Below are 20,233 nucleotides of genomic sequence, written 5' to 3'. Positions count from 1 at the left end.
CATTTTAGAATGCATGGATATACTTACCCTTTAAATACGCAATCCGGCCTATTGCTGTTGCTTTTAGGCGTCGAGTAGTTTTGTGGTAAGTCCGCTCGGTGAGTTGACTCACCCCGACGGCACTATCGTGCGTCGGCCCTCTCTCCGCATGCGGAAAGAGGGCAAGCTCCATTTCTTTCTGCTTTAACCCTCTTTGCGAAGCAGAGAGGTCGATGCCCGCGTATTGCGGGCCGTCGGGGGTGAGTAAAATTAGGCGTTAAGCAGTTGCTGGTAAAGATCGATAAATTGGCCAACGTGCAGGCCATCGGTAAGGCCGTGGTGTACGGTGATGGATAAAGGCATCATCTTTTTGCCATGCACCTCGGTAACTTTGCCAACTGATAACTTGGTGGAGCTATCCTTAAAAGAAAAACTGCGGGCATGGGTTAAGCCTGTGAACTTTATCCCCGGCATAGCCGAAAAGTGGATGATATTTTCATAGGAGACGCTTAAATCGAGTCCGGTGGTGGCCAATATGCGCTCGGCATCTGCTTTGGCCAATGCGATAAACTCCTGCAAAGTTGGCACGTAAGGCACGAAACCAAAGCCGAAAGTACCGTTTGGGCGAAGCACCACGTGGGTAACATCTATTTGGTCGTACAAAAACACCTCATCGTTTATGGCCCGGTACCTGAAGCTCTCATGTTTGTTGATGGCTGTGATGGCGAAATACAGATAGTACAGGTAAAAGGATACCCCAAGCTCCTTTGCTTTCGCGTAAGCTGCGGTAACGTCAACATCTACATTGATACTGAAATACGGCTCTTCGAAGCTGTTGAAAAGCTTAAAATGGTCTTCGCGCAGCCAGCCGGCTACTTCTATCTTCGTCCTCATGTTATAACAGCTCCAGTATATCTTTTATGCTTTCCACGCTTTTAAAGCGTTCGTTATGGATACTTTCTTCTATTTGTTCGTGCGCCCAGGTGATATGGTACGGCACATGCACGCCATAGCCGCCCACGTTCAATACCGGCAATATATCGCTCTTCAGCGAATTACCCACCATCAATAATTCCGAAGGCTGGATATCCAGATGCTTGATTAGTTTAAGATAGTTCGCATCGTCCTTCTCACTCATGATTTCGATATGGTGAAAATAGGGGTTCAGGCCCGATTTCTTCAGTTTGCGCTCTTGGTCCAGCAGGTCGCCTTTGGTGGCTACTACCAGGCGGTATTTGCCTTTAAGGGCTTCCAGCACGTCTTCTACCCCATCCAACAGTTCTATCGGTTGGTTCAGCATCTGCTTGCCCAGATCCATAATCTGCTTCACCACTTCTATGCTAAGCGTATCATCGGTAATCTTCATGGCGGCTTCTATCATGGATAGGATGAAGCCCTTGATGCCATAACCGTACAAGGAAAGATTTTCGATTTCGATGCGCAGCAGTTCGCGCTCCAAATCGTGTCGGGAAAGGTAATCGCTCAATAGTTCGCAAAAGCGTTCTTCGGTTTGCCTGAAATAGGGTTCGTTTACCCAAAGGGTATCATCCGCGTCGAACGCGATAACTTTGATGTCCATATGGCAAAGGTATTTAACTGCGGGTAAATAAAAAGCCTACCGATGCAACATCGGGGCTTTATTATCTTACGAGAAGCCAATCCCTTTCTCCTATCTCAAATCTAACATCTCACATCTAAATAAAAACCCTATTTTTGCAGCCTTAAAATACACCGTACTGATATGAGTATCGCGCTATCCGAACAGGAAGTTTTCCGCCGCAAATCGTTGCAAGAGTTACGTGCCATAGGCATAAACCCTTACCCTGCCGAAGCCTATGATGTAAATGCATGGGCGCAGGATATTAATGACAATTTTGAAGCCTCCCCGGATAAGTATAAACAGGTTACCGTAGCCGGCCGTATCATGACGCGCCGCATCATGGGCAGCGCATCTTTTTTTGAACTGCAGGACAGCACCGGCCGCGTGCAGGTGTACATCAAACGCGATGATATTTGTCCCGGCGAAGATAAGACGCTTTACAATACCGTATTCAAGAAGTTACTGGATATAGGCGATTACGTAGGCGTAAAAGGCTTTGTGTTCATTACCCAAACCGGTGAAATATCGGTGCATACCGAAGAACTGACCATCCTGGCCAAATCCCTAAAGCCGCTACCCGTAGTAAAACGAGAGGAAGACGGTACCATCCACGATGGCTTTACCGACCCGGAAATGCGTTACCGCCAGCGTTATGTAGATTTAACCGTTAACCCCGATTATAAAAACATTTTCATCAACCGCTCTAAAGTAATCAGCGCTATGCGTAATTACTTTAACGCGCAGGGCTGGATGGAGGTGGAAACCCCTATACTGCAGGCCGTACATGGCGGCGCAGCAGCCCGGCCGTTCAACACGCACCACAACACGTTGGATATGCCGCTCTTCCTACGCATTGCCAACGAGCTGTACCTGAAAAGGCTGATTGTTGCCGGTTTCGACGGCGTGTATGAATTTGGCAAGATGTTCCGCAATGAGGGTATGGATCGCACCCACAACCCGGAATTTACGGCCATGGAAATTTATGTAGCTTATAAGGACTACATCTGGATGATGGCCATGGTAGAGGAATGCCTGGAAACCGTTGCAAAAGCCGTTCACGGCATCCCTGTGGTGCAGGTGGGCAAGCATGAAATAAACTTTGCGGGCCCCTACGAGAAACTGAGCATGTACGATTCTATCCTGAAATACACAGGCATCGACGTATCGGCAATGGATGAGGCTGGTTTATTGAAAGTATGTGCCGATTTAGGCATTGAAACCAATGCCACCATGGGCAAGGGTAAACTGGTAGATGAGATTTTCAGCGAAAAAGTTGAAGCTAACCTGATACAGCCTACCTATATTACCGATTACCCTATCGAGATGACGCCGCTGGCCAAAAAGCACCGTACAAAAGATGGACTGGTTGAACGTTTTGAGCTGTTCGTAAACGGCAAGGAGATAGCCAACGCTTACTCTGAGTTGAACGATCCGATAGACCAGCGCGAGCGACTTGAAGAGCAACTCATATTAGCTGGCCGCGGCGACGATGAGGCGATGGCTATGGATGACGATTTCCTGCGTGCTCTGGAATACGGCATGCCGCCAACATCGGGCCTGGGTATCGGTATCGACCGTTTGGTGATGCTGATGACCAACCAAAGCACTATACAGGAAGTTTTGTTCTTCCCGCAGATGCGCCCTGAGAAAAAGGCTCAGGTTGCTACCGCTGATGATTTTATTGCCGCAGGCGTACCCGCCGAATGGGTGCCTGTGCTTAACAAAATGAGCATCAACACCGTAGAGCAACTGAAAGCAACCAACGCCAACAAGTTATTTAACGACCTTGGCGGGATGCGCAAGAAACTGAAACTGGAAATCCCGATGCCAACCAAAGAAGAGGTGATTGCCTGGTGTTCGTAAACCAGCTTTCTAATAATAAAACAACAAAGGCCCTTAACGGGCCTTTGTTGCTTAGCAATTATTCAAATTTCTTGCCCGCCGATACACCCGGCCAATCATCTGTACGGAAAGGGCTTACCGGCATGCCCCGGGTATTGAACAGATTGGCATCCAGCGGGGCATCCGTCCAGGCGTAGCGGGCAGCTACAGGGTTAGGAACTGCCGGGCACCAAACTTTTACCTGTTTGCCTGTGATTACCGCCTGTGCGTAGTAGAATTTATGGTCTGCACCTGCCAATTCAAACCCTTTTACATAACCATATTTATCTTTTACCATCAGGCCGTTTTCGGCATGGCTAAGATTGATAAGCGCGTACCCATTGCTAAAATCCGCAGATACAAACTGCGGGCTTTCGGCAAAGCCCGGTACATGGTAAACCAGGTTGAAAGCAGATGCCGCCAGTCGATAGCCAACGGTTGCTTTATCTTTTGGATGGATGTTAAATGCTTCGCCCACATCGATGGTTATAGCCGTGCCAGTATTAGGTAGTTTTAAGGTTAAGTTTTGCGCTTCGCGGAGTTCTGCCCAATTACTGCCTGCGTTGCTGTTTTGCGTGCCGCCGAATGAGGCTAACTGCACAAACAAAAACGGAAATGCTGATTTCCACTTATCGCGCCAGTTGCTGATCAGGAGCGGGAAAACACTGCGGTATTGGTAACCCCTATCGGCATTGGCCTCGCCCTGGTACCAGATAACGCCCGCCATGCCATAGGGTACTATGGGGTTTATCATGCTGTTATAAAGCGATGATGCGTTGTTATTGGGCAGGAAAGCAAAATGGTAAGGCTTGCTCAAATCGGGCATTACGCGCCATTTGCTGTCGGCCAACGTAATCGTAGTATCGGCAAAGCGCAGGTACATATCCTGCGCGGGGCCGCTCAGGCCGATGTCAAACCGTGAGGTATCCTTTTGCGGACCCATATAAATAAGCAGGCTGTTTGAGCCACCCATCCAATTACCGGCGGGCAGCTTAAAGGTGGTGGCGTTATCGCCATTATCTAAGCGTACGCCGTTCAGGAACACCGTGGTATTGGCGGCGGAATTCCCTAAGGATATAGATGAACCCTCTGCCGCATAAGTACTATCTAAAACAATACTGCGTTGCATAAACCCCTGCCCACGGTATGAATATAGCCTGCCCACCCACTCCCATGAGCTGGGCATATAACCCTGCTGCCAGGTATCGAAAAACGCGGGGGGCTTTGCAGCTAAATCGGCCAAATTATAATTTACGGCTTCCCCGTTTCGGAAAGCCCAGCGTTTTAATTTATTGTCGGCGCGATCAGACAGTTGCTTATCGTTTACGGGCAAGCCCGTCACTGCCGCGCCCAATTCGGGCGAGGCCAGCATGGCATCTTTGCTTATCCAATCCTCCGCCTCGGTACCACCCCAACTGCTGTTTACAAGGCCTACCGTCACATGCAGGTTTTCGGCAAGGCGTTTGGCGAAGAAATAACCAACGGCAGAAAAATCGCCAACGGTAGCATTCGTGGCTAACCGCCATTCGCCTCCGCTTAATTCGGTTAAGGGCATGAGGCTTACCTTGCGTGGCACATCGAATTGCCGCACGGCAACGCTGGCAGCCAATTTCCGCTCGGCTTTATAACCGTAAGCATCCCGCAAATGGAACTCCATGTTAGATTGCCCGGAACACACCCACACCTCGCCTAACATCACATCAATATAAGTAAGCGATTGCTTGCCCGATGATATAAGCATTTTATACGGGCCGCCGGCCTTCATCGGCGCGAGCATAACTTTCCAATGCCCGGCGGCATCGGTAGTGGCAGTTTTTGAGTTGCTGTTAAGGCTAATAGTAACCTTTGCGTTTTTAGCAGCAGTGCCCCAAACGGGTATGGGTTGGTTACGCTGCAAAACCATATGGTTATTGAATAATTTGGCCGGCGCAAGCTGCGCGTAGCCCGCGTTGGTTACAAAGCATGCAGAGATGATGAAGAGTAAGGCTTTCATGTGCGGTATTACCTGTAAGATTTTTTTAAGCTGGTTGGCAAAGTAAATATAGGTATTTACGCCGAATGGGGAGTGGTTATCAACGCAGGCTTTCCACAGTTGTAAAAAACCGGCCAAACTTTATTCACAATTTCTTAACAAAAGCATAAAGTAAAAAGGACTTTCGCATTAAACAACATCTTTAACTTTATAAAAATCATATTAATACGAATACCCATGACTAACTCTATCCTGGAAATAACCGAAAACGAGTACCTGATAAAACTAAACAGGAGCACTTTCGACCTGTCGTTTATCCGTAGCCTGTTGAAAATGGTGGAGGTTTCTAAGCCAAGCGAACAGAAGGAATTCAACTATATAGACAGCTATCTATCCGCTAAACAAAGCGACTCTTCGGAGCCTGAGTATTACAGTTCGATAGACGAAAAATAGCTTTTGCTATCTTTCGTCTATCGATTTACCGGCTTTAGAACTTCTGCTGGCGGAAACCGCCGCGTACTACCTGCTGTTTATCCATTTGGGCCATTTGTCCTTTCATCATTTTGATTTGATCGGCAAGTAGCTTGTTCTTATCGTCTTTGGCAGCTTCCTTCAAATAGATCTCGGCGTTGCGCTTATCGCGTTTCGCCATTGATATACCTGCCAGGCTTAACTTGGCCAGAGCTGTATTGTGGCTCATGCCCATGCCCAGGCTCAGGGCTTTCTTAAAGTATTTCTCAGATTTTAGCGGCGCCTTGCGCGATTCTATCAAGCCCACAAGCAGGTTGTAGTAACCGTGCTGGCCTTTGTATAGCTGTTTTTCGTAATCGGTAATTTTCAATAGCCATTTTTCAGACTCCTCGCTATTCTCCTTGCGGAGGTAGTACTGGGCTATCAGCATATTTTCGTTGAAAAAGAAAGTCAGCAATATTAAACCGCCAATCAAAACAACAGGGATGCCCCAACCCCAAAAGCCAAAAACACAAAGGGCAACACCGCCGCCCATGGTAACGCAGGCTATAATCAATCTAACTAAATTCGACATCATTTGTATTGTATAATCAAAGTGCGAATATCGTTATTTGTAAGCATAATAAAACATCTGTATCAAGATTTATGGCCGGAGAATTAGAACCATCGTGGAAAAATATTTTGGGCGAAGAACTGGAGAAGCCCTACATGCTGCAACTGAAAAGCTTCCTGAAACAGGAGCGGGATGCGGGGCATACTATCTACCCTAAAAATGCCGAAATATTTAATGCCTTCAACACCACCCCGCTCGATGACGTGAAAGTGGTTATCATAGGCCAGGACCCTTACCATGGGCCGGGGCAGGCGCATGGACTATCATTTTCGGTACGCGAGGGTGTGCCTGCCCCGCCCTCCTTAAAAAACATTTATAAAGAGTTAGCTACCGATATTCCCGCTTTCAGTATCCCCCAAAGCGGCGATTTAACCAAATGGGCAAAGCAAGGCGTATTATTGCTAAACGCCACACTAACCGTGCGGGCCGCCACCGCAGGCTCGCACCAAAAGAAAGGCTGGGAAACCTTTACCGATGCTGCCATCAAAAAACTATCCGACGAAAAAGCGGGATTGGTATTTATCCTTTGGGGAGCTTATGCACAATCGAAAAGCGTGCTTATAAACCCCAATAACAACCATCTCATCATCAAATCTACCCACCCCTCGCCGCTTGCAGTAAGCCATGGTGGGTTCTTTGGCTCAAAGCCGTTCTCTAAAACGAATGAGTTTTTGCGGAAAGAGGGAAAAGATGAGATTGATTGGCAAATCTAATTGATGTGCAGATTTCAGATGTGCAAATATACAGATGGGGAAAAATAGATGCGCAAACTTCACGTGTGCAGCTATTCTAACGTGAAATTTAGGACGCCGCTTCATTGAAGCGCGGCGATGACGAACGTCTAACAAACAAAACGAGCCCTGCAAACTGAATTGCAGGGCTCGTTTTGTTTATTGAGCTATCAGGCTTTTACTTAGCCGGTGTTATCACGATATTGCGGTAATCGATAGGTCCGTGGTCGCCTTGTATCATTAGCGGGCCTGGCTCGCCTTCCCGGCTGTCGATAGCGCCTCCGGTAATACCGGGGATTTCTGCCCTGCAGATTACTTCGGTACCGTTGGCTACTATAGTAACCAGGCGGCCAACCAGCGTAATATCGTAGCTTTGCCATTCGCCCGGGTTTTTGGCCATCATTTTATTTGGCGGCAAAAAGCCATAGATAGAGCTGAATTGGTTGTTTATTGGCTCAGGCTCGCCGCTTTTGGTATCAATTACCTGCACTTCGTAACGGCCACGCAGGTACACGCCGCTGTTGCTGCCCTGCTTGTAGCGGAATTCGATATGCAATTTGAAATCGCCGAAGGTTTTATCGGTTAGCAGGTTAGCGCCCGATTGCAGGCTGCGTAGTACGCCTTTTTCCACTATCCATTGGTTGGGCCTGCCATCGGTGTGCCAGCCTTTGGTGTTCTTGCCGTTGAACAGTACGATTGGCTTACCCCAAACCGGTGCCTTGGCGGGCAACATCCTTGGCGCACGCACGCCGGTAAAGTTGTAGGTTTTGCCATCGGTATAAACCATGCTGCCTTTTATTACATCGCCGGCAACTTCAAATTCAAAATCCATGTTGCGGTCGCCTTGCTCCCATTGTGGCGGGATGGAGAAGCTGAATTTACCATCGTGCGGTTTAACTTCTGAAATAGGCCGCGCGCTGCCGAATGCATAGGTAAAACGGCCGATAAGCGTATGCGTACCCGATTTTTGCACCTCCAGCCAGGATGGCTGGGTTTTGCCGTCCTTTTCCATCGTCAGGTCCCATCTGCCTATAACGTCCGGGTCTTTAAGCAATTGATGATCCTGGGCGGATGCTCTGAAGGATGCCGTTAAGATAATTAGCAAAACAAGCTGTACGCCGATAAAGCGGGCGATGCCCCTGCAAAATGTTCCCGGTAAAATTTTCATATTTATGGTTTATATTTTTTAAAGCTACGAAGTTAATTGGGATTTTAAAATACAGCCCACAACGTTCAATATCGGTTTAGCTTGCAACCAATGATTGGATCTTAACTGTATCGTTACCCTATCTCCACCGCCAAATTCTCTACCCATTTGGCAAACAATACGGTTTCCATCTCTACGGCTTTGTTGGCATGCAACTGCCAGTCGGGCGAGAAAAGTTGTAGTTGTTTAATCATTTCTTCCAGGTGCCCTTCTTCCTCCAGGATGATGGATTTTACGTTCACCTTGCTAGCGGCCTGGTCAAGCGCATCCTGGTAAATGGGGTAAAGTTCATCGGCACGAACTTCAATTGCGTAGGTAACCAACAAGTACGCCGCAAAACGCAGCTCGGCACCTGATAAACTCAGGCCATACTTAAGGTAGCGGCAAACATCTATATCCAATTGATGGAGGTAACGCTTACTAAATTCCGGGGCAAGCAGGTATTCGCCCGCATAGGTTGGGCAGTCCACCCCTGTTTTTTCTATCTGTTTTTTAAGGTAGAAAGCATGGCGGTGTTCTTCGGCGGCGTGTTTCAATATAATGTAGGTAACCGTGGCCGGGTCTTCGCTGGCCGATATCTTGCGCGCTCCGGTGTTCTCCATCAGAGATAGCGTGTTTAGCCAGCGGGCGTGCAAGCGGTTTTTGGCAATAATTTTGGTTAAGATAGTGTTCAGTTGCATAAATCAGATCTCATCGAGCGCCTGCCCGATGCTTTGGTAAATATAATCGAGTTGGGTATCGCTAATGCAATACGGGGGTAAAATATAAATAACGTTGCCAAGCGGGCGCAGGATAATCCCCTTGTCCAGAAAATAATGGTAAAGTTTATCGCGCAGCCCGCTGAAATACGAAGTATCATGGCCGGTTTCCCACTCCATAGCCAGTATGGTACCGGTTTGGCGGGTACTTTTTATCGAACGATGGTTTTTGATGCTCTCGGCAAAGACAGCATGTTTAGCAGCTATCCTATCGATATTTTGTTGGGTGGAAGGCTCTACAAACAAATCGAGACTTGCCAGCGCAGCAGCACAAGCAACCGGGTTTGCCGTGTAAGAATGCCCATGGAACAGCGTTTTCGTACGATCTTCTGAAAGGAAGGCATCATAAATTGCCTGCGTGCAGGTAGTAAGCCCCAGCGCCATGGTGCCGCCGGTTAGACCTTTGGAGAAACACATGATATCGGGCTGTATCTGCACATATTCGCAAGCAAAGTTCTTGCCAGTGCGGCCAAAGCCTGTAAACACCTCATCGGCAATCAGTAATATGCCCTCGCTTTGGCAATGCGCCATCAACTGATTAAGGTAGTCCGCTTCGTACATAATCATACCCGCAGAGCCTTGAACCAGGGGTTCGAAAATGAAGCAAGAGATTTGAGATTTGAGGTTTGAGATTTGAGATTTAAATGCCTCTATATTACCCGCATCGGGCAAATCTATAAACTCCACTTCGAACAGCAGACTATCGAAAGCGGCCGTAAAAGCACTACGCCCGCTTACCGACATGGCACCGAAGGTATCACCATGATAAGCATTCTTAAAGGCCAATATTTTCGTACGTTGCTGCCCTTTGTTTAGCCAATATTGCAGGCACATTTTTATGCCGGCTTCTACTGCGGTGGAACCATCATCGGTATAAAAGGCTTTTTTTTGATTGGATGGCAGCAATTGCAGAAGTCGCTCGGCAAGTTGTACCGCACCCTCATGGGTAAAGCCTGCAAAAATAACGTGTTCCAGTTTTTGAATCTGTTCTGCAACTTTTTTTGCGATGTAGGGATGCGCATGCCCATGGATATTTACCCACCAGGACGATACCGCGTCGATATATTCTTTCCCGTCTTCTGCATACAAACTGGCACCGTCGCCCCTAACTATAGGGATGGGCGGCTGCGCGGTCTTCATTTGCGTGTAAGGGTGCCAGATAACGGCAAGATCGCGTTCAACTAAACTCATAAGGATTTTATCAGGAGTTTAGCTACGTGGTCATCAACCGGGAAAGTAAAGTTGGCGGGTACCACATCAGCAAGCCTTACCCAGCGGAAGGCTTGCAGCACTTCGCCCTCGCCTTCAAAATCGAAAGCGATGGTTTTTGCCGTGAAAGTAATATCAGAAATAGCTTTCACCATGTAGTAAACGCTGATAAGCTGGCTATCGTTAAAAGCCGACTTCACGAAAAAATCCGTGGTGTAAAAATGGCTTAATACCTCTACCTCCAGGCTGCACTCTTCCATAAACTCGCGTTTGAGGCCGTCTATAAGCCCCTCGCCATACTCTAAGCCCCCACCCGGGAACTTGGTAAAACGCATGCCGTACTCTTGCTCGTCGCTCAGCAGTACTTCGTTATTGCTGTTGATAAGCAGCCCGTACACACGGACGTTGAAAAACTCCTTATTGTTCATAGTGTTTTTTGTTACGCATTACTTTCTCCATCGTCCATTCTATTTCCTCCGTTTTTGCCTCCGAGCGTATGGGGCAATTGGGCATCCCGCAATAGTGACAGCAAAAGGGCAGGCACGGGTCGGTATGTATAAATAATTCGGTTTTGATGCCCGCCTCGCGGTTTATCAACCATTCCACTTGCTTCACCTCTTCGTGCACCTTGTTCAGGTCGAAGTAGTTGGGCAGCGTAAGGTGGCAGTCGATATGCAAATCGTTGCCATACTTTTGCGCCCGCAGGTTGTGTATATCTATCCATTCGTAGCGGCGCTTCTCGCCCAGCAATTTCACTACATCGCTCACTACGATGAAGTCCGTCTCGTCCATCAGCCCGGCTACCGAGCGGCGGATGAGCTTATACGCTGTAAAAGTTATATAAAAGCCTACCAGGATGGATAACGCGCTATCCAGCCATAATATTTTGGTAAAATAAATGAGTAATAAACCAAGCACCAACCCGGTGCTGGTAACAGTATCGGTAAGCAGGTGCCTACCGTCGGCCTCAATAGTAATAGAGGGTAGTGTTCTCCCTTTGCGCACCATATAGTAGCCTAGCAAGCCGTTCACCCCGCCGGTAAAGCCTATAATAGCTGCGCCACGAATGAGGTCGCGTATCTCTTCGGGATTGAAGAGGCTATAAACCGATTTGAGGATAATGATAACGCCCGCTATGCCTATAAGGGCACCCTCTAAAAACACAGAGAAGTACTCCACCTTGCCATGCCCGTATGGGTGGTTCTCATCGCGCGGCAGCGAGGCCAGGTAAATGCTGTAGAATGCAAAGCCGCTGGCCACTACGTTTACGATGCTTTCGGCAGCATCGGTAAGTACGAAGTTGGAGTTGGTTAAAAAGTATGCTGCAAACTTCATTACCATAAGTACAAAACCGGTAATAAGCGATAGTAGGATAATCTGTTTGTGCTCTTTCAAAACGCGTACTTTTTTGGAGAGGGCAAACTTAAGGAAAATTTCGCCTCGTCATTTTTTTTAATGGTAACGATTGAGCGGGAATATGGTTTAATAATGATGACCTGAGCAAAAAATGCTTTACACGCGGCCTCCTGCATGCGCAATTGGACAGCTATTCCATCAGCGCAGATAAGGCCACTATTGTTTCCCGATATTTCCTTAGTTTTACGGTTCGTCATTATGAAGAAACTCGAATTAGCTGATAAATGGGTGCTGGTTACCGGCGCGTCATCGGGCCTGGGGCAGGAAATGGCCCGGCAGTTAGCCATTAAGCACCGCGCAAACCTCATCATAGCCGCCCGTCGGAAAGACAAGCTTGACCAGTTAAAAACCGAGCTGGAAGCCGCCGCGGGCGTGCAAGTAAAAGTAATCGTTGCCGACTTATCCGTACACGATGACGTAGTGCGTATGATAGACCAAAGCCTTGCCGGAGATGAGCTTTACGGGGCGATACTTAATGCAGGCGTTACCTACTTTGGCCGCCACAGCGATTTGCCCTGGGAACAAACCGAAAACATCATGAAAACCAATGTAAACAGCGTGGTTTACATGACCAGCAGGCTTATCGGCCATTTCGAGAAAGCAGGTACTGAAGGCGGCGTGATGATCGTATCCAGCATGGCGGCGTTTTTCCCGGTGCCTTACCAGGCGGTGTACTCGGCAACCAAGGCGTTCATTATGGCTTTTGCCAACGCCTTATCAGTAGAAATAATGAACCCGGCGCTCTCCCTAACCGTGTACGCCCCCGGCGGCATAGCTACAGAAATGACCGAAGGCAAAAACTTCAACGACCTTAAAAGCTGGCTGATGCCTGTTGGCCAGGCCGCTGCCGAAGGGCTTGATGCATTCATCAAACGCAGGCATGTGCATATACCTGGCTTCCTGAACCGGGTGGGCAACGTGTTCATGAGTTTTATGCCGCGCAAATTCATCACTAAAAACATGGGCAAAGTATATTACAAAGCCCTGCTAAAAGCCGAAAATTCATAGCTGTATGTACGAGGCATTCCATAAAACGCCCTTGGGCTTCGTGCGTATCAGGGCTGACGAGGAGTTTATTACTTCCATCAGCATCAGGGATGAGGAATGCGTGGAAACGCCATCGCCATCCCCTGCTATAATCCTTGCAATAAAACAATTAGACGAGTACTTTGCCGGCACGCGCAAAGAGTTCGATCTGCCGATAAACCAACCGGGTACCGATTTCCAGAAAGAAGTGTGGAAGAACCTGCTTACCGTAAAATATGGCAGCACCATGAGTTACCTGCAATTGGCTAACCAAATGAATAATCCGTTGGCAATACGGGCTATAGCTGCATCGAACGGTAAAAACATGCTTTGGATAGTTGTGCCATGCCACCGTGTAATAGGCAGCAACGGCAGCCTAACCGGCTACGCGGGCGGCCTATGGCGCAAGCAATGGCTTTTAGAACATGAGGCCCGCGTAATGGGCATAGGCCAAACTAAGTTGCCTTTTTAGCTTTGCTGTTAAGCAATTTCACTATTTTGCTATGCAGTTCATGCGGCTCGAATGGCTTGGACAATACATCATTCATGCCAGACGATAAGGCCTCCTTATGCTCATGCTCGTAAGCGGCAGCCGAAAGGGATATGATATGCACACTGCGTTTAGGCTCGTCAAAATCCATACGGATGGAACGTGCAGCCTGGTAGCCGTTTAGGCCGGGCATGTGGGTATCCATTAATACCAAATCAAAGTCTTCCTCTTTAAGGCGTTCCAGGGCCGTATTGCCATTATCGGCCACTGATACGTTTACGTTCCAATCTTTTAGCATCTTTACCAGCATAAACTGGTTTATCATATTATCCTCGGCTACCAAAACGTTAAGGCCTGCAAAGGGTTCCAGTTCTTTTGCCTTCACCAGCCTTTGCTGCGGCACCTGCGATATATCGAACCAATTGATAAAATTGAATACGCTACCTTTGCCCAGTTGGCTGCTCACGGTAAGCTCACCGCCTTTAAGCTCAACCAGTTTTTTAACGATGGCCAGGCCCAAACCCGTGCCGCCATATTTGCTGGCTGTATCCTCATCAGCCTGTTCAAAAGATTCGAATATCCGCGTGAGTTTGTCCGCAGGGATACCTATGCCGCTATCTTCTACGCTGAACTTCAGTTTTATTTTGCCCTGGCTCTTTTGCAGTACCGATACTTTTACCTTTACCATGCCCCTATCCGTAAACTTGATGGCATTGCTTATCAGGTTCATCAGAATCTGGTTAATGCGTAACGAATCCATCATCAGGTCGTCCGGCACGTCGTTATCTATCTCCAGCGCAAACTCTACATCCTTCTCGTCGGCACTGAACTTCAGCAGCCCATGTACCGATTCGATAACGTTGCGGATATTGCCCGAAGCACGCACGATGTTGAATTTGCCGGCCTCTATCTTAGAGATGTCCAGCACATCGTTTATAACACCCAAAAGCGAACGCGAGGAGGTTTCCAGCATATCCAGCAAGTTGCCTTGCTTATCGGTAACGCCGCTTTTGCGCAAAAGGTTGCTCAGACCTATGATGCCGTTTACGGGCGTGCGCAGTTCGTGGCTCATGTTGGCCAAAAAGTTTTCTTTTACCTTTTTGCCGTACTCTGCCGCTTCCTTTGATTTTATTAATTGCTGTTGATAACTCTTCTGGGGCGTGCAATCGCTGATGTTCATAAACAACACCCGGTTACGGTACGATACGCGGCAATCTGCCCAGATAGAACTTTTATCGAAAGTGGCAAACTGGAACTCAAAAGTAGCGAACTGCAGGTTATCCCTGATGATTTCGCCCAGTTTCTTCTTAAACTCGTCGCGGTCGTCTGCTATTGCCAGGTCTATGATGTGTCGGCCCAGTACTTCAGCAGGTTTGTAGCCTAAAATTTTTTCTACAGCAGGGTTAATGGTTTTTACCCTCAGGGTGGTAGCATCAACCGAGCAAATCATATCGGCACTGTTCCTCACCACGGTAGCGTAATCTTCCAGCTCTGCATTTTTTGCTTTTATTTGATCCTGATATCGGGCCAGCTGTACAAACGAATCTACTTTGGCAGAGGTGATGTATGGGTCGAGCGGCTTGTACAGGTAATCTATTGCGCCCGCGCCAAAGCCCTTTACGGCGTACTTGCTTTCTTTTGAGATAGCAGTAACGAAAATCACCATGATATCTTTGGTGCGCGGGTTCGATTTTAGCATATCCACCAGTTCAAAGCCGTCCATCTCAGGCATCTGCACATCTACCAGGGCTATCGCTATCTGGTTTTCCCAGGCAATCTTAAGGGCTTCGTTTGGCGAAGTAGTGGTAAACAGCTTTATATCTTTCCGTTGCAGCAGTGCTTCGAGCGCTATAATATTTTCTTCCCTGTCGTCAACGATAAGGATGTTAATGGGGGTCATGCAATAATGGGGGTATTAAGTATCGTTCTGTAAAAGCTTAAATATTTCTGCTGTGCGTAATATGTATTCTGCGGCATCAATTTGGATAGCTGCGTTGGGCATTTCCGCCATTTCGGCATCCTCGGGGTGCTGGGCTATAGTCAAAGCACCGCTGTTACGGAGTTTCAGCAAGCCTTCCGCCCCATCCTGATTTGCGCCCGAAAAAAGTACTGCTGTGCAATTTTTACCGTACGCATATGCGGCACTCTCAAAGGTTACGTCTATAGAAGGCTTTGAGTACCACACCGCTTCTGAAACATCAAGACAAAAATAGCCTTTTTTCTCTATCAATGTATGGTAATTCGCAGGCGCTATATATATTGTATTACCATCAAGCGGATCCTTATCGCTAATTTCTCTCAGCAGCATACGGCTGTTCTCAGCAAACAGTTTTTCTATTTCGCTATAAAAGTTCTTTTTTCTGTGGATTACGATGATGACCGTTTTATTGAAATCGTGCGGGAATGCTTTAACCAGCGCAAACAACAATTTGAACGAGCCCGCCGAACCGCCTAAAAGCAGCAGCTTCGATTCTTTGAACCGCTGTACTAATGTGCTATCAAGCGCCAATTTTTTGGTATATGTTTTCTTTTTGATTGATGGCCTTAAACTTCTTGCGGAAATTATCGCTGCGGATGGTTTCTTTATTGCCTAAGCAAAGATACCCTAACGGACAAAGGCTTTTATAAAACAAATCCAGGATACGTTCCTGCAGTTCTGCTTCGAAATAGATGAAAACGTTGCGGCAACTTATCATCTGGAACTCGTTGAAAACAGTATCGGATATAAGGTTGTGCACCGAGAAAAGCGTATTCTGCTTTAGTTCGCTATGTACCGCTGCGGCATCGTACATCACGGTAAAATGGTCGGTTATGGATCCGGGCAGCCCGGTAAACAGGTAATTCTCGGCGTAGCTTTTAATCTTGCGCAGGCTGTATATGCCTTTGCGGGCCTCTTTCAATACTTCGGTATTGATATCGGTACCGTAAATGAAAGATTTTTTGGCCAGCCCCTCCTCTTTCAGCAGGATAGCCAGCGAATAGGCTTCCTCGCCTGATGAACAGCCCGCGCACCATACCTTTACGTGCTGGTAGGTAGAAAGATAAGGCAGCACCTGACTATTGAGGGCTTTATAAAACGCCGGATCGCGGAACATCTCGGTAACGTTCACGGTTATTTCTTCCAAAAACTCCTGAAAAAAATCGGGGTCGTTCACCAATATATGCTTCAGGTCGTAAAAGCTCAGCTTTTTCAGCATCATTATACGCGCCAGCCTCCGCTTTAACGAGGCCTTGGTATAATCGCCGAAATCGAAGCCATGTATCTTCTTTACAAGGTCTATCAACTCCGTAAGCTGCGGATTTGTTAAGTTATTGTCCTTACCTGTCGTGTCGTCTATCATATTAGCTATCCAACCAGAGTTGCATCAGGGCAATAAGTCTGTCTATATCAACCGGTTTAGTAATGTAATCGTTTGCGCCTGCGGCTATACATTTTTCGCGATCGTCCTTCATGGCTTTGGCGGTAAGGGCAATAACGGGCAGCTTGGCCCATTTGTTTTGCTTGCGTATGTAGCGCGTAGCCTCGTAACCATCCATTTTAGGCATCATGATATCCATCAGCACAATGTCAATATCAGCCATTTCCTCCAGCCTGGCTATGGCTTCCTCGCCGTCGTTGGCTATTACCACGTTAAGGTCGTAGCTTTCCAGCGCGCTGCTCAGCGCGAAGATGTTGCGCATGTCGTCATCTACCACCAACACTTTCTTGCCTTTCAGGCTGTCTTTATTGGCAGTGATGGGCCTCTTAGGAGATATTGGCGAAGATGCCTGCGGTGCAGAGCCTGCAGATTCGCTTATTTTGTTCAGGAACAGGTTCACCTCATCAATAAGCCGGTCGCTCGACTTGCTGGTTTTCACCACCATAGCGTTGGCATAATGCATCAACCTGTTTACCGATGATTTATCCAGTTCCATAGCCGTGTTGATGATAACCGGCAGGGCCGCAAAACGGTCTATTTCTTTTATCTTATCCAACAAATCCAGGCCCGATATATCCGGCAGGTTCAGGTCCAGAATCACGCACTGGTATTCATTCTCGTGCAGCATGCGGAAGGCTGATTCGCCATCGTACGCCTGATCTACCGTTATGCCCTGGCTTTGCATCAGATCGCGCAGGGCCTGGCTTTGGGCCTTATGATCTTCTACCAGCAATATCTGCTTAAAGCGCATGCCGCTGTTGGTCATAATATCGGCAAACAACTTATCAAGCGTTTCGGTATTCACCGGCTTTTTAAGGAAACTGATGGCACCCTCCTTGCGCACGCGGTTTGCCGCCGCTTCACCTGCCGACATCAGGTGCACCGGTATGCCCAATGTTTCAGGGTCGTTCTTTAGCTCTTTCAATATCTGCCAGCCATCTTTGCCAGGTAACATAATATCCAGTATAACAGCATCCGGACGCTTCTCTTTAATGGTTTCGAAGGCATGCGTGCCCTCATGTACCATAATGGCACGGTAGCCATGGTCGCGGGCGTAATCCTGCAAAATAGCAGCGAAGTTCTTATCGTCCTCTACAATCACCACCGTAGGCTCGCTGTTTGGGTCGGCTTTATGTGGTACGGTGCTCAGGAAATTCTCTGCCGGTTTAAACGATTCTATCGTTGGCGCCTGCCGCTCTTGCTGTAAGGTCTGTCGAGCTTCAAGCGGTAAGGTGAGCACAAAATCGCTACCTTCGCCGGGTTCGCTGGTAAGACTGATATGGCCGCCGAGCAAGCTTGCCAGTTCGCGGCTGATGGAGAGGCCCAAACCTGTGCCGCCATACCTGCGGCTGGTAGAACCATCGGCCTGCTGGAACGCCTCGAAGATTACCTTCTGTTTATCTGCAGGTATGCCTATACCGGTGTCTTTTATGCTGAAGCTGATTGTTTTTGGCAACCTGCCCGGTTTTGCCGTAACCGTAATAGAGCCACCCTCCGGCGTAAACTTAAACGCGTTGGATAATAGGTTTTTGATTACCTGCTCGGCCCTTTGCTTATCGGTGTACAGGGTTGCAGGTACATCCAGGGAGGTTGTTTTGAAGGTGATATTTTTGTTCATCGCCATTTCTGCAAACAACGATTGCACATCGCTCAGTATCTCGGAGATACGCACGTCCTCGTTCTGCATATCCAACTTGCCCGATTCTATCTTCGAGAGGTCGAGGATATCGTTTATAAGCGTAAGCAAATCGTTGCCGGCATTGAATATTACGCTGGCATATTTAATCTGATCCTCGGATAAGTTAAGCGGCTTATTATCCTTCAAAATCCGCGCAAGCACCAAAATACTGTTCAGCGGCGTGCGCAGCTCGTGGCTCATGTTGGCCAAAAACTCCGATTTGTATTTGCCGGTAATCTCCAGCTCGTTTGCTTTTTGGGTTATGTTTTGGCGGGCTTCCTCAATGGCCTGGTTCTTCTCTTCCAGCAAGCTGGCTTTTTCTTCCAGCTCGGCATTTATGGTGCGCAACTCTTCCTGCTGCACACGCAGTTCCTCTTCCGATGCCTGCAACATTTCGGTTTTGTTCAGCAGCTCTTCGTTGGTAACGCGCATTTCTTCCTGTTGGGCTCCCAGTTCTTCGGCTTGTTGCTGCGTTTCCTCAAAAAGGTCGTGCATAATGGTACGGGCCTGGGCAGTATTTACAGCAATACCAATATCATTGGCCACCATCAGGATGTAATCCTTAATATGGTCCAGCAGCTCACCACGGAAACCGATCTCCATAACGCCTTTCAGTTTTTTATCGAAGAAGAAGGGCACTACAAAGCTTTCGATGATTTCCTCGCTGATGATAGAGGAACCAAGCTCTATCTTATCGTTCAGCTTGCCTTTTACCACGGCGACGCGCTCGTCTTTAGCGGCCTGCCCAATCCAGCCTTCGGATATGCGGATGTGTTTTTTGAGCGATGCCGGATCGTTGTAGGCGTAGGATGCATAAAGATCAAGGCGTTCTTCAGCCTCGTTAAACAGATAAAACGTACCGGTAAGTGCGCCGGCGTAATGGCTTACTTCGGCCAATATATTTTCCGCCAGTTCTTTCTCGCTTTGCTGGCCCTGCATTTTATCATTCAGGGTACCGGTACCGGTAAGCAGCCAGTTTTTGGCCTCGTTTTCGGCGAGTACTTTCTCCAGTTGTATATTGGCTATTTTTACTTCTTCCTCTATCTTTTTCTGCCTGGCAAATGTTGCCTGTATGTAGAAGAACATGATAATAACAATCCCAAGGAAGGCCAATGACCCATAAATGATAACATTAATTGCTTTGTCGGATGCATCGTCTGATGCCGCCTTGCGCTTCATCAACAGGCTATTCTCCGTTTCTATTACGCGTTCCCTTAAACTACGGATACTGTCCATATCGCCTTTACCGGCTAAAAACATTTGGTTGGCCACCATGTAATCAAGCCCCTTAGCATCGCGTGTATCGATATTAGTTTTTAAAATGGCCATTTGGCGGGCAACAAGCTCTTTAAGGGAGTCTACCCGTTTTACCTGTAAAGGGTTATCGGCTATAAGGGCGCTTAGCTGCCTTAAACTTTCGTTGATGCGCGGAACCGCAACATTGTAGGGGTCTAAAAAAATCTTATTGTTGGTTGCGCCATAACCGCGCATGCCGGTTTCGCCGTCAATTAATAACTGTAGTAAATTATTGGTGGTTTTTATTACTTTTTGGGTATGGTCTACCAATACGGTATCGTCTTCTAATTGCTTAATGCTTTTAAAGGAAAGTATGCCAACAAAAAGCACCAATACGATGGAAGTAGCAAAACCTGCTAATACCTGGCTACGGAAAGAAAGCTTTAACATTGGTAAAATGTGGTTTAATTAGCTACAAATATGTTCAAAAAAACGCTTGTTAACTAAATAAATTACAACGAAACTAAGGTGTTAAACACGCAGGAAG

18 protein-coding genes are annotated in these 20,233 nt (G+C 47.6%); 5 read left to right on the top strand and 13 right to left on the bottom strand.

The window, feature by feature from the left end; translation table 11 throughout:
- Positions 1-249 precede the first annotated feature (249 nt).
- Together AC1DYT_RS07235 and AC1DYT_RS07230 are read right to left on the bottom strand one after the other, a co-directional pair.
- Entirely contained in the window at positions 250-873 is a 624-nt protein-coding gene (locus AC1DYT_RS07235) for a CatA-like O-acetyltransferase (RefSeq protein ID WP_477468966.1), read from the bottom strand.
- A gap of 1 nt (position 874) precedes the next feature.
- The gene (locus AC1DYT_RS07230; RefSeq protein WP_477468965.1) at positions 875-1,558 is read right to left on the bottom strand and encodes an HAD family hydrolase; all 684 of its coding nucleotides are present in this window, start codon (positions 1,556-1,558) and stop codon (positions 875-877) included.
- A gap of 162 nt (positions 1,559-1,720) precedes the next feature.
- On the opposite strand from AC1DYT_RS07230, the gene lysS reads away from it, so the two are divergent.
- Positions 1,721-3,442 carry a lysine--tRNA ligase gene (gene lysS, locus AC1DYT_RS07225; protein ID WP_477468964.1) on the top strand — a complete coding sequence of 574 codons (1,722 nt, stop codon included), beginning with the start codon at positions 1,721-1,723 and terminating at the stop codon, positions 3,440-3,442.
- Between the two features lie 58 nt (positions 3,443-3,500).
- Here lysS and AC1DYT_RS07220 read toward each other — a convergent pair whose 3' ends face one another.
- Positions 3,501-5,570 (bottom strand): sialate O-acetylesterase, encoded by a 2,070-nt coding sequence (locus tag AC1DYT_RS07220; protein WP_477468963.1) that lies wholly within the window; start codon positions 5,568-5,570, stop codon positions 3,501-3,503.
- Positions 5,571-5,669: 99 nt separating this feature from the next.
- Between AC1DYT_RS07220 and AC1DYT_RS07215 the strand changes: the two genes are divergently transcribed.
- Positions 5,670-5,885, top strand: coding sequence for a hypothetical protein (locus tag AC1DYT_RS07215; RefSeq protein WP_477462087.1), 216 nt, complete (start codon positions 5,670-5,672; stop codon positions 5,883-5,885).
- 34 nt (positions 5,886-5,919) lie between these two features.
- Here the strand turns inward: AC1DYT_RS07215 and AC1DYT_RS07210 are convergent, their stop codons facing one another.
- Positions 5,920-6,477, bottom strand: a complete 558-nt coding sequence (locus AC1DYT_RS07210; protein ID WP_477468962.1) for a DUF2892 domain-containing protein — start codon at positions 6,475-6,477, stop codon at positions 5,920-5,922.
- Between the two features lie 71 nt (positions 6,478-6,548).
- Between AC1DYT_RS07210 and ung the strand changes: the two genes are divergently transcribed.
- The gene (gene ung / locus AC1DYT_RS07205) at positions 6,549-7,229 is read left to right on the top strand and encodes a uracil-DNA glycosylase (protein ID WP_477468961.1); all 681 of its coding nucleotides are present in this window, start codon (positions 6,549-6,551) and stop codon (positions 7,227-7,229) included.
- Between the two features lie 196 nt (positions 7,230-7,425).
- Here ung and AC1DYT_RS07200 read toward each other — a convergent pair whose 3' ends face one another.
- The 5 genes from AC1DYT_RS07200 to AC1DYT_RS07180 form a co-directional block, all read right to left on the bottom strand.
- Positions 7,426-8,415, bottom strand: coding sequence for a 3-keto-disaccharide hydrolase (locus AC1DYT_RS07200; RefSeq protein WP_477468960.1), 990 nt, complete (start codon positions 8,413-8,415; stop codon positions 7,426-7,428).
- Positions 8,416-8,528: 113 nt separating this feature from the next.
- Positions 8,529-9,134: a hypothetical protein gene (locus AC1DYT_RS07195; protein WP_477468959.1), complete on the bottom strand. Its 606-nt coding sequence runs from the start codon at positions 9,132-9,134 to the stop codon at positions 8,529-8,531.
- A 3-nt stretch (positions 9,135-9,137) separates the two neighbouring features.
- Positions 9,138-10,403 (bottom strand): adenosylmethionine--8-amino-7-oxononanoate transaminase, encoded by a 1,266-nt coding sequence (gene bioA, locus AC1DYT_RS07190; protein ID WP_477468958.1) that lies wholly within the window; start codon positions 10,401-10,403, stop codon positions 9,138-9,140.
- Complete coding sequence (locus tag AC1DYT_RS07185) at positions 10,400-10,849, bottom strand: NUDIX domain-containing protein (protein WP_477468957.1); 450 nt, start codon at positions 10,847-10,849, stop codon at positions 10,400-10,402. Before AC1DYT_RS07185 ends, bioA begins: the two co-directional genes overlap by 4 nt.
- Entirely contained in the window at positions 10,839-11,816 is a 978-nt protein-coding gene (locus AC1DYT_RS07180) for a cation diffusion facilitator family transporter (RefSeq protein ID WP_477468956.1), read from the bottom strand. Before AC1DYT_RS07180 ends, AC1DYT_RS07185 begins: the two co-directional genes overlap by 11 nt.
- A 219-nt stretch (positions 11,817-12,035) precedes the next feature.
- Here AC1DYT_RS07180 and AC1DYT_RS07175 point away from each other — a divergent pair, with 219 nt between their 5' ends.
- Together AC1DYT_RS07175 and AC1DYT_RS07170 are read left to right on the top strand one after the other, a co-directional pair.
- On the top strand, positions 12,036-12,845 hold the full coding sequence (locus tag AC1DYT_RS07175) for an SDR family NAD(P)-dependent oxidoreductase (RefSeq protein WP_477468955.1): 810 nt from the start codon (positions 12,036-12,038) through the stop codon (positions 12,843-12,845).
- Positions 12,846-12,849: 4 nt separating this feature from the next.
- Positions 12,850-13,335 carry a methylated-DNA--[protein]-cysteine S-methyltransferase gene (locus AC1DYT_RS07170; protein ID WP_477468954.1) on the top strand — a complete coding sequence of 162 codons (486 nt, stop codon included), beginning with the start codon at positions 12,850-12,852 and terminating at the stop codon, positions 13,333-13,335.
- Here AC1DYT_RS07170 and AC1DYT_RS07165 read toward each other — a convergent pair.
- Genes AC1DYT_RS07165 through AC1DYT_RS07150 form a run of 4 tightly spaced genes read right to left on the bottom strand, consistent with a single transcriptional unit; the run spans position 13,319 to position 20,136 of the window.
- On the bottom strand, positions 13,319-15,253 hold the full coding sequence (locus tag AC1DYT_RS07165; protein WP_477468953.1) for a response regulator: 1,935 nt from the start codon (positions 15,251-15,253) through the stop codon (positions 13,319-13,321). The two genes, AC1DYT_RS07170 and AC1DYT_RS07165, sit on opposite strands and share 17 nt — an antisense overlap.
- A 15-nt stretch (positions 15,254-15,268) precedes the next feature.
- Positions 15,269-15,862: a chemotaxis protein CheB gene (locus AC1DYT_RS07160; RefSeq protein ID WP_477468952.1), complete on the bottom strand. Its 594-nt coding sequence runs from the start codon at positions 15,860-15,862 to the stop codon at positions 15,269-15,271.
- A complete protein-coding gene (locus tag AC1DYT_RS07155; RefSeq protein ID WP_477468951.1) occupies positions 15,852-16,694 on the bottom strand; it encodes a CheR family methyltransferase in 843 nt (280 codons plus the stop codon). Before AC1DYT_RS07155 ends, AC1DYT_RS07160 begins: the two co-directional genes overlap by 11 nt.
- A gap of 1 nt (position 16,695) precedes the next feature.
- Positions 16,696-20,136 (bottom strand): response regulator, encoded by a 3,441-nt coding sequence (locus tag AC1DYT_RS07150; RefSeq protein WP_477468950.1) that lies wholly within the window; start codon positions 20,134-20,136, stop codon positions 16,696-16,698.
- Positions 20,137-20,233: the final 97 nt, after the last annotated feature.

This window comes from Mucilaginibacter sp. P1_D10 (assembly GCF_056406215.1).
The sequence above is the reverse complement of the archived record's forward strand: the minus strand, read 5'-3'. Positions and strand labels throughout refer to the sequence as shown.

Coding starts and splice junctions, on each gene's coding strand:
- ung (WP_477468961.1), top strand. CDS start 6,549: ATGGCCGGAGAATTAGAACCATCGTGGAAAAATATTTTGGGCGAAGAA.
- bioA (WP_477468958.1), bottom strand. CDS start 10,403: ATGAGTTTAGTTGAACGCGATCTTGCCGTTATCTGGCACCCTTACACG.
- AC1DYT_RS07195 (WP_477468959.1), bottom strand. CDS start 9,134: ATGCAACTGAACACTATCTTAACCAAAATTATTGCCAAAAACCGCTTG.
- AC1DYT_RS07170 (WP_477468954.1), top strand. CDS start 12,850: ATGTACGAGGCATTCCATAAAACGCCCTTGGGCTTCGTGCGTATCAGG.
- AC1DYT_RS07200 (WP_477468960.1), bottom strand. CDS start 8,415: ATGAAAATTTTACCGGGAACATTTTGCAGGGGCATCGCCCGCTTTATC.
- AC1DYT_RS07150 (WP_477468950.1), bottom strand. CDS start 20,136: ATGTTAAAGCTTTCTTTCCGTAGCCAGGTATTAGCAGGTTTTGCTACT.
- AC1DYT_RS07175 (WP_477468955.1), top strand. CDS start 12,036: ATGAAGAAACTCGAATTAGCTGATAAATGGGTGCTGGTTACCGGCGCG.
- AC1DYT_RS07165 (WP_477468953.1), bottom strand. CDS start 15,253: ATGACCCCCATTAACATCCTTATCGTTGACGACAGGGAAGAAAATATT.
- AC1DYT_RS07185 (WP_477468957.1), bottom strand. CDS start 10,849: ATGAACAATAAGGAGTTTTTCAACGTCCGTGTGTACGGGCTGCTTATC.
- AC1DYT_RS07155 (WP_477468951.1), bottom strand. CDS start 16,694: ATGATAGACGACACGACAGGTAAGGACAATAACTTAACAAATCCGCAG.
- lysS (WP_477468964.1), top strand. CDS start 1,721: ATGAGTATCGCGCTATCCGAACAGGAAGTTTTCCGCCGCAAATCGTTG.
- AC1DYT_RS07215 (WP_477462087.1), top strand. CDS start 5,670: ATGACTAACTCTATCCTGGAAATAACCGAAAACGAGTACCTGATAAAA.
- AC1DYT_RS07210 (WP_477468962.1), bottom strand. CDS start 6,477: ATGTCGAATTTAGTTAGATTGATTATAGCCTGCGTTACCATGGGCGGC.
- AC1DYT_RS07230 (WP_477468965.1), bottom strand. CDS start 1,558: ATGGACATCAAAGTTATCGCGTTCGACGCGGATGATACCCTTTGGGTA.
- AC1DYT_RS07235 (WP_477468966.1), bottom strand. CDS start 873: ATGAGGACGAAGATAGAAGTAGCCGGCTGGCTGCGCGAAGACCATTTT.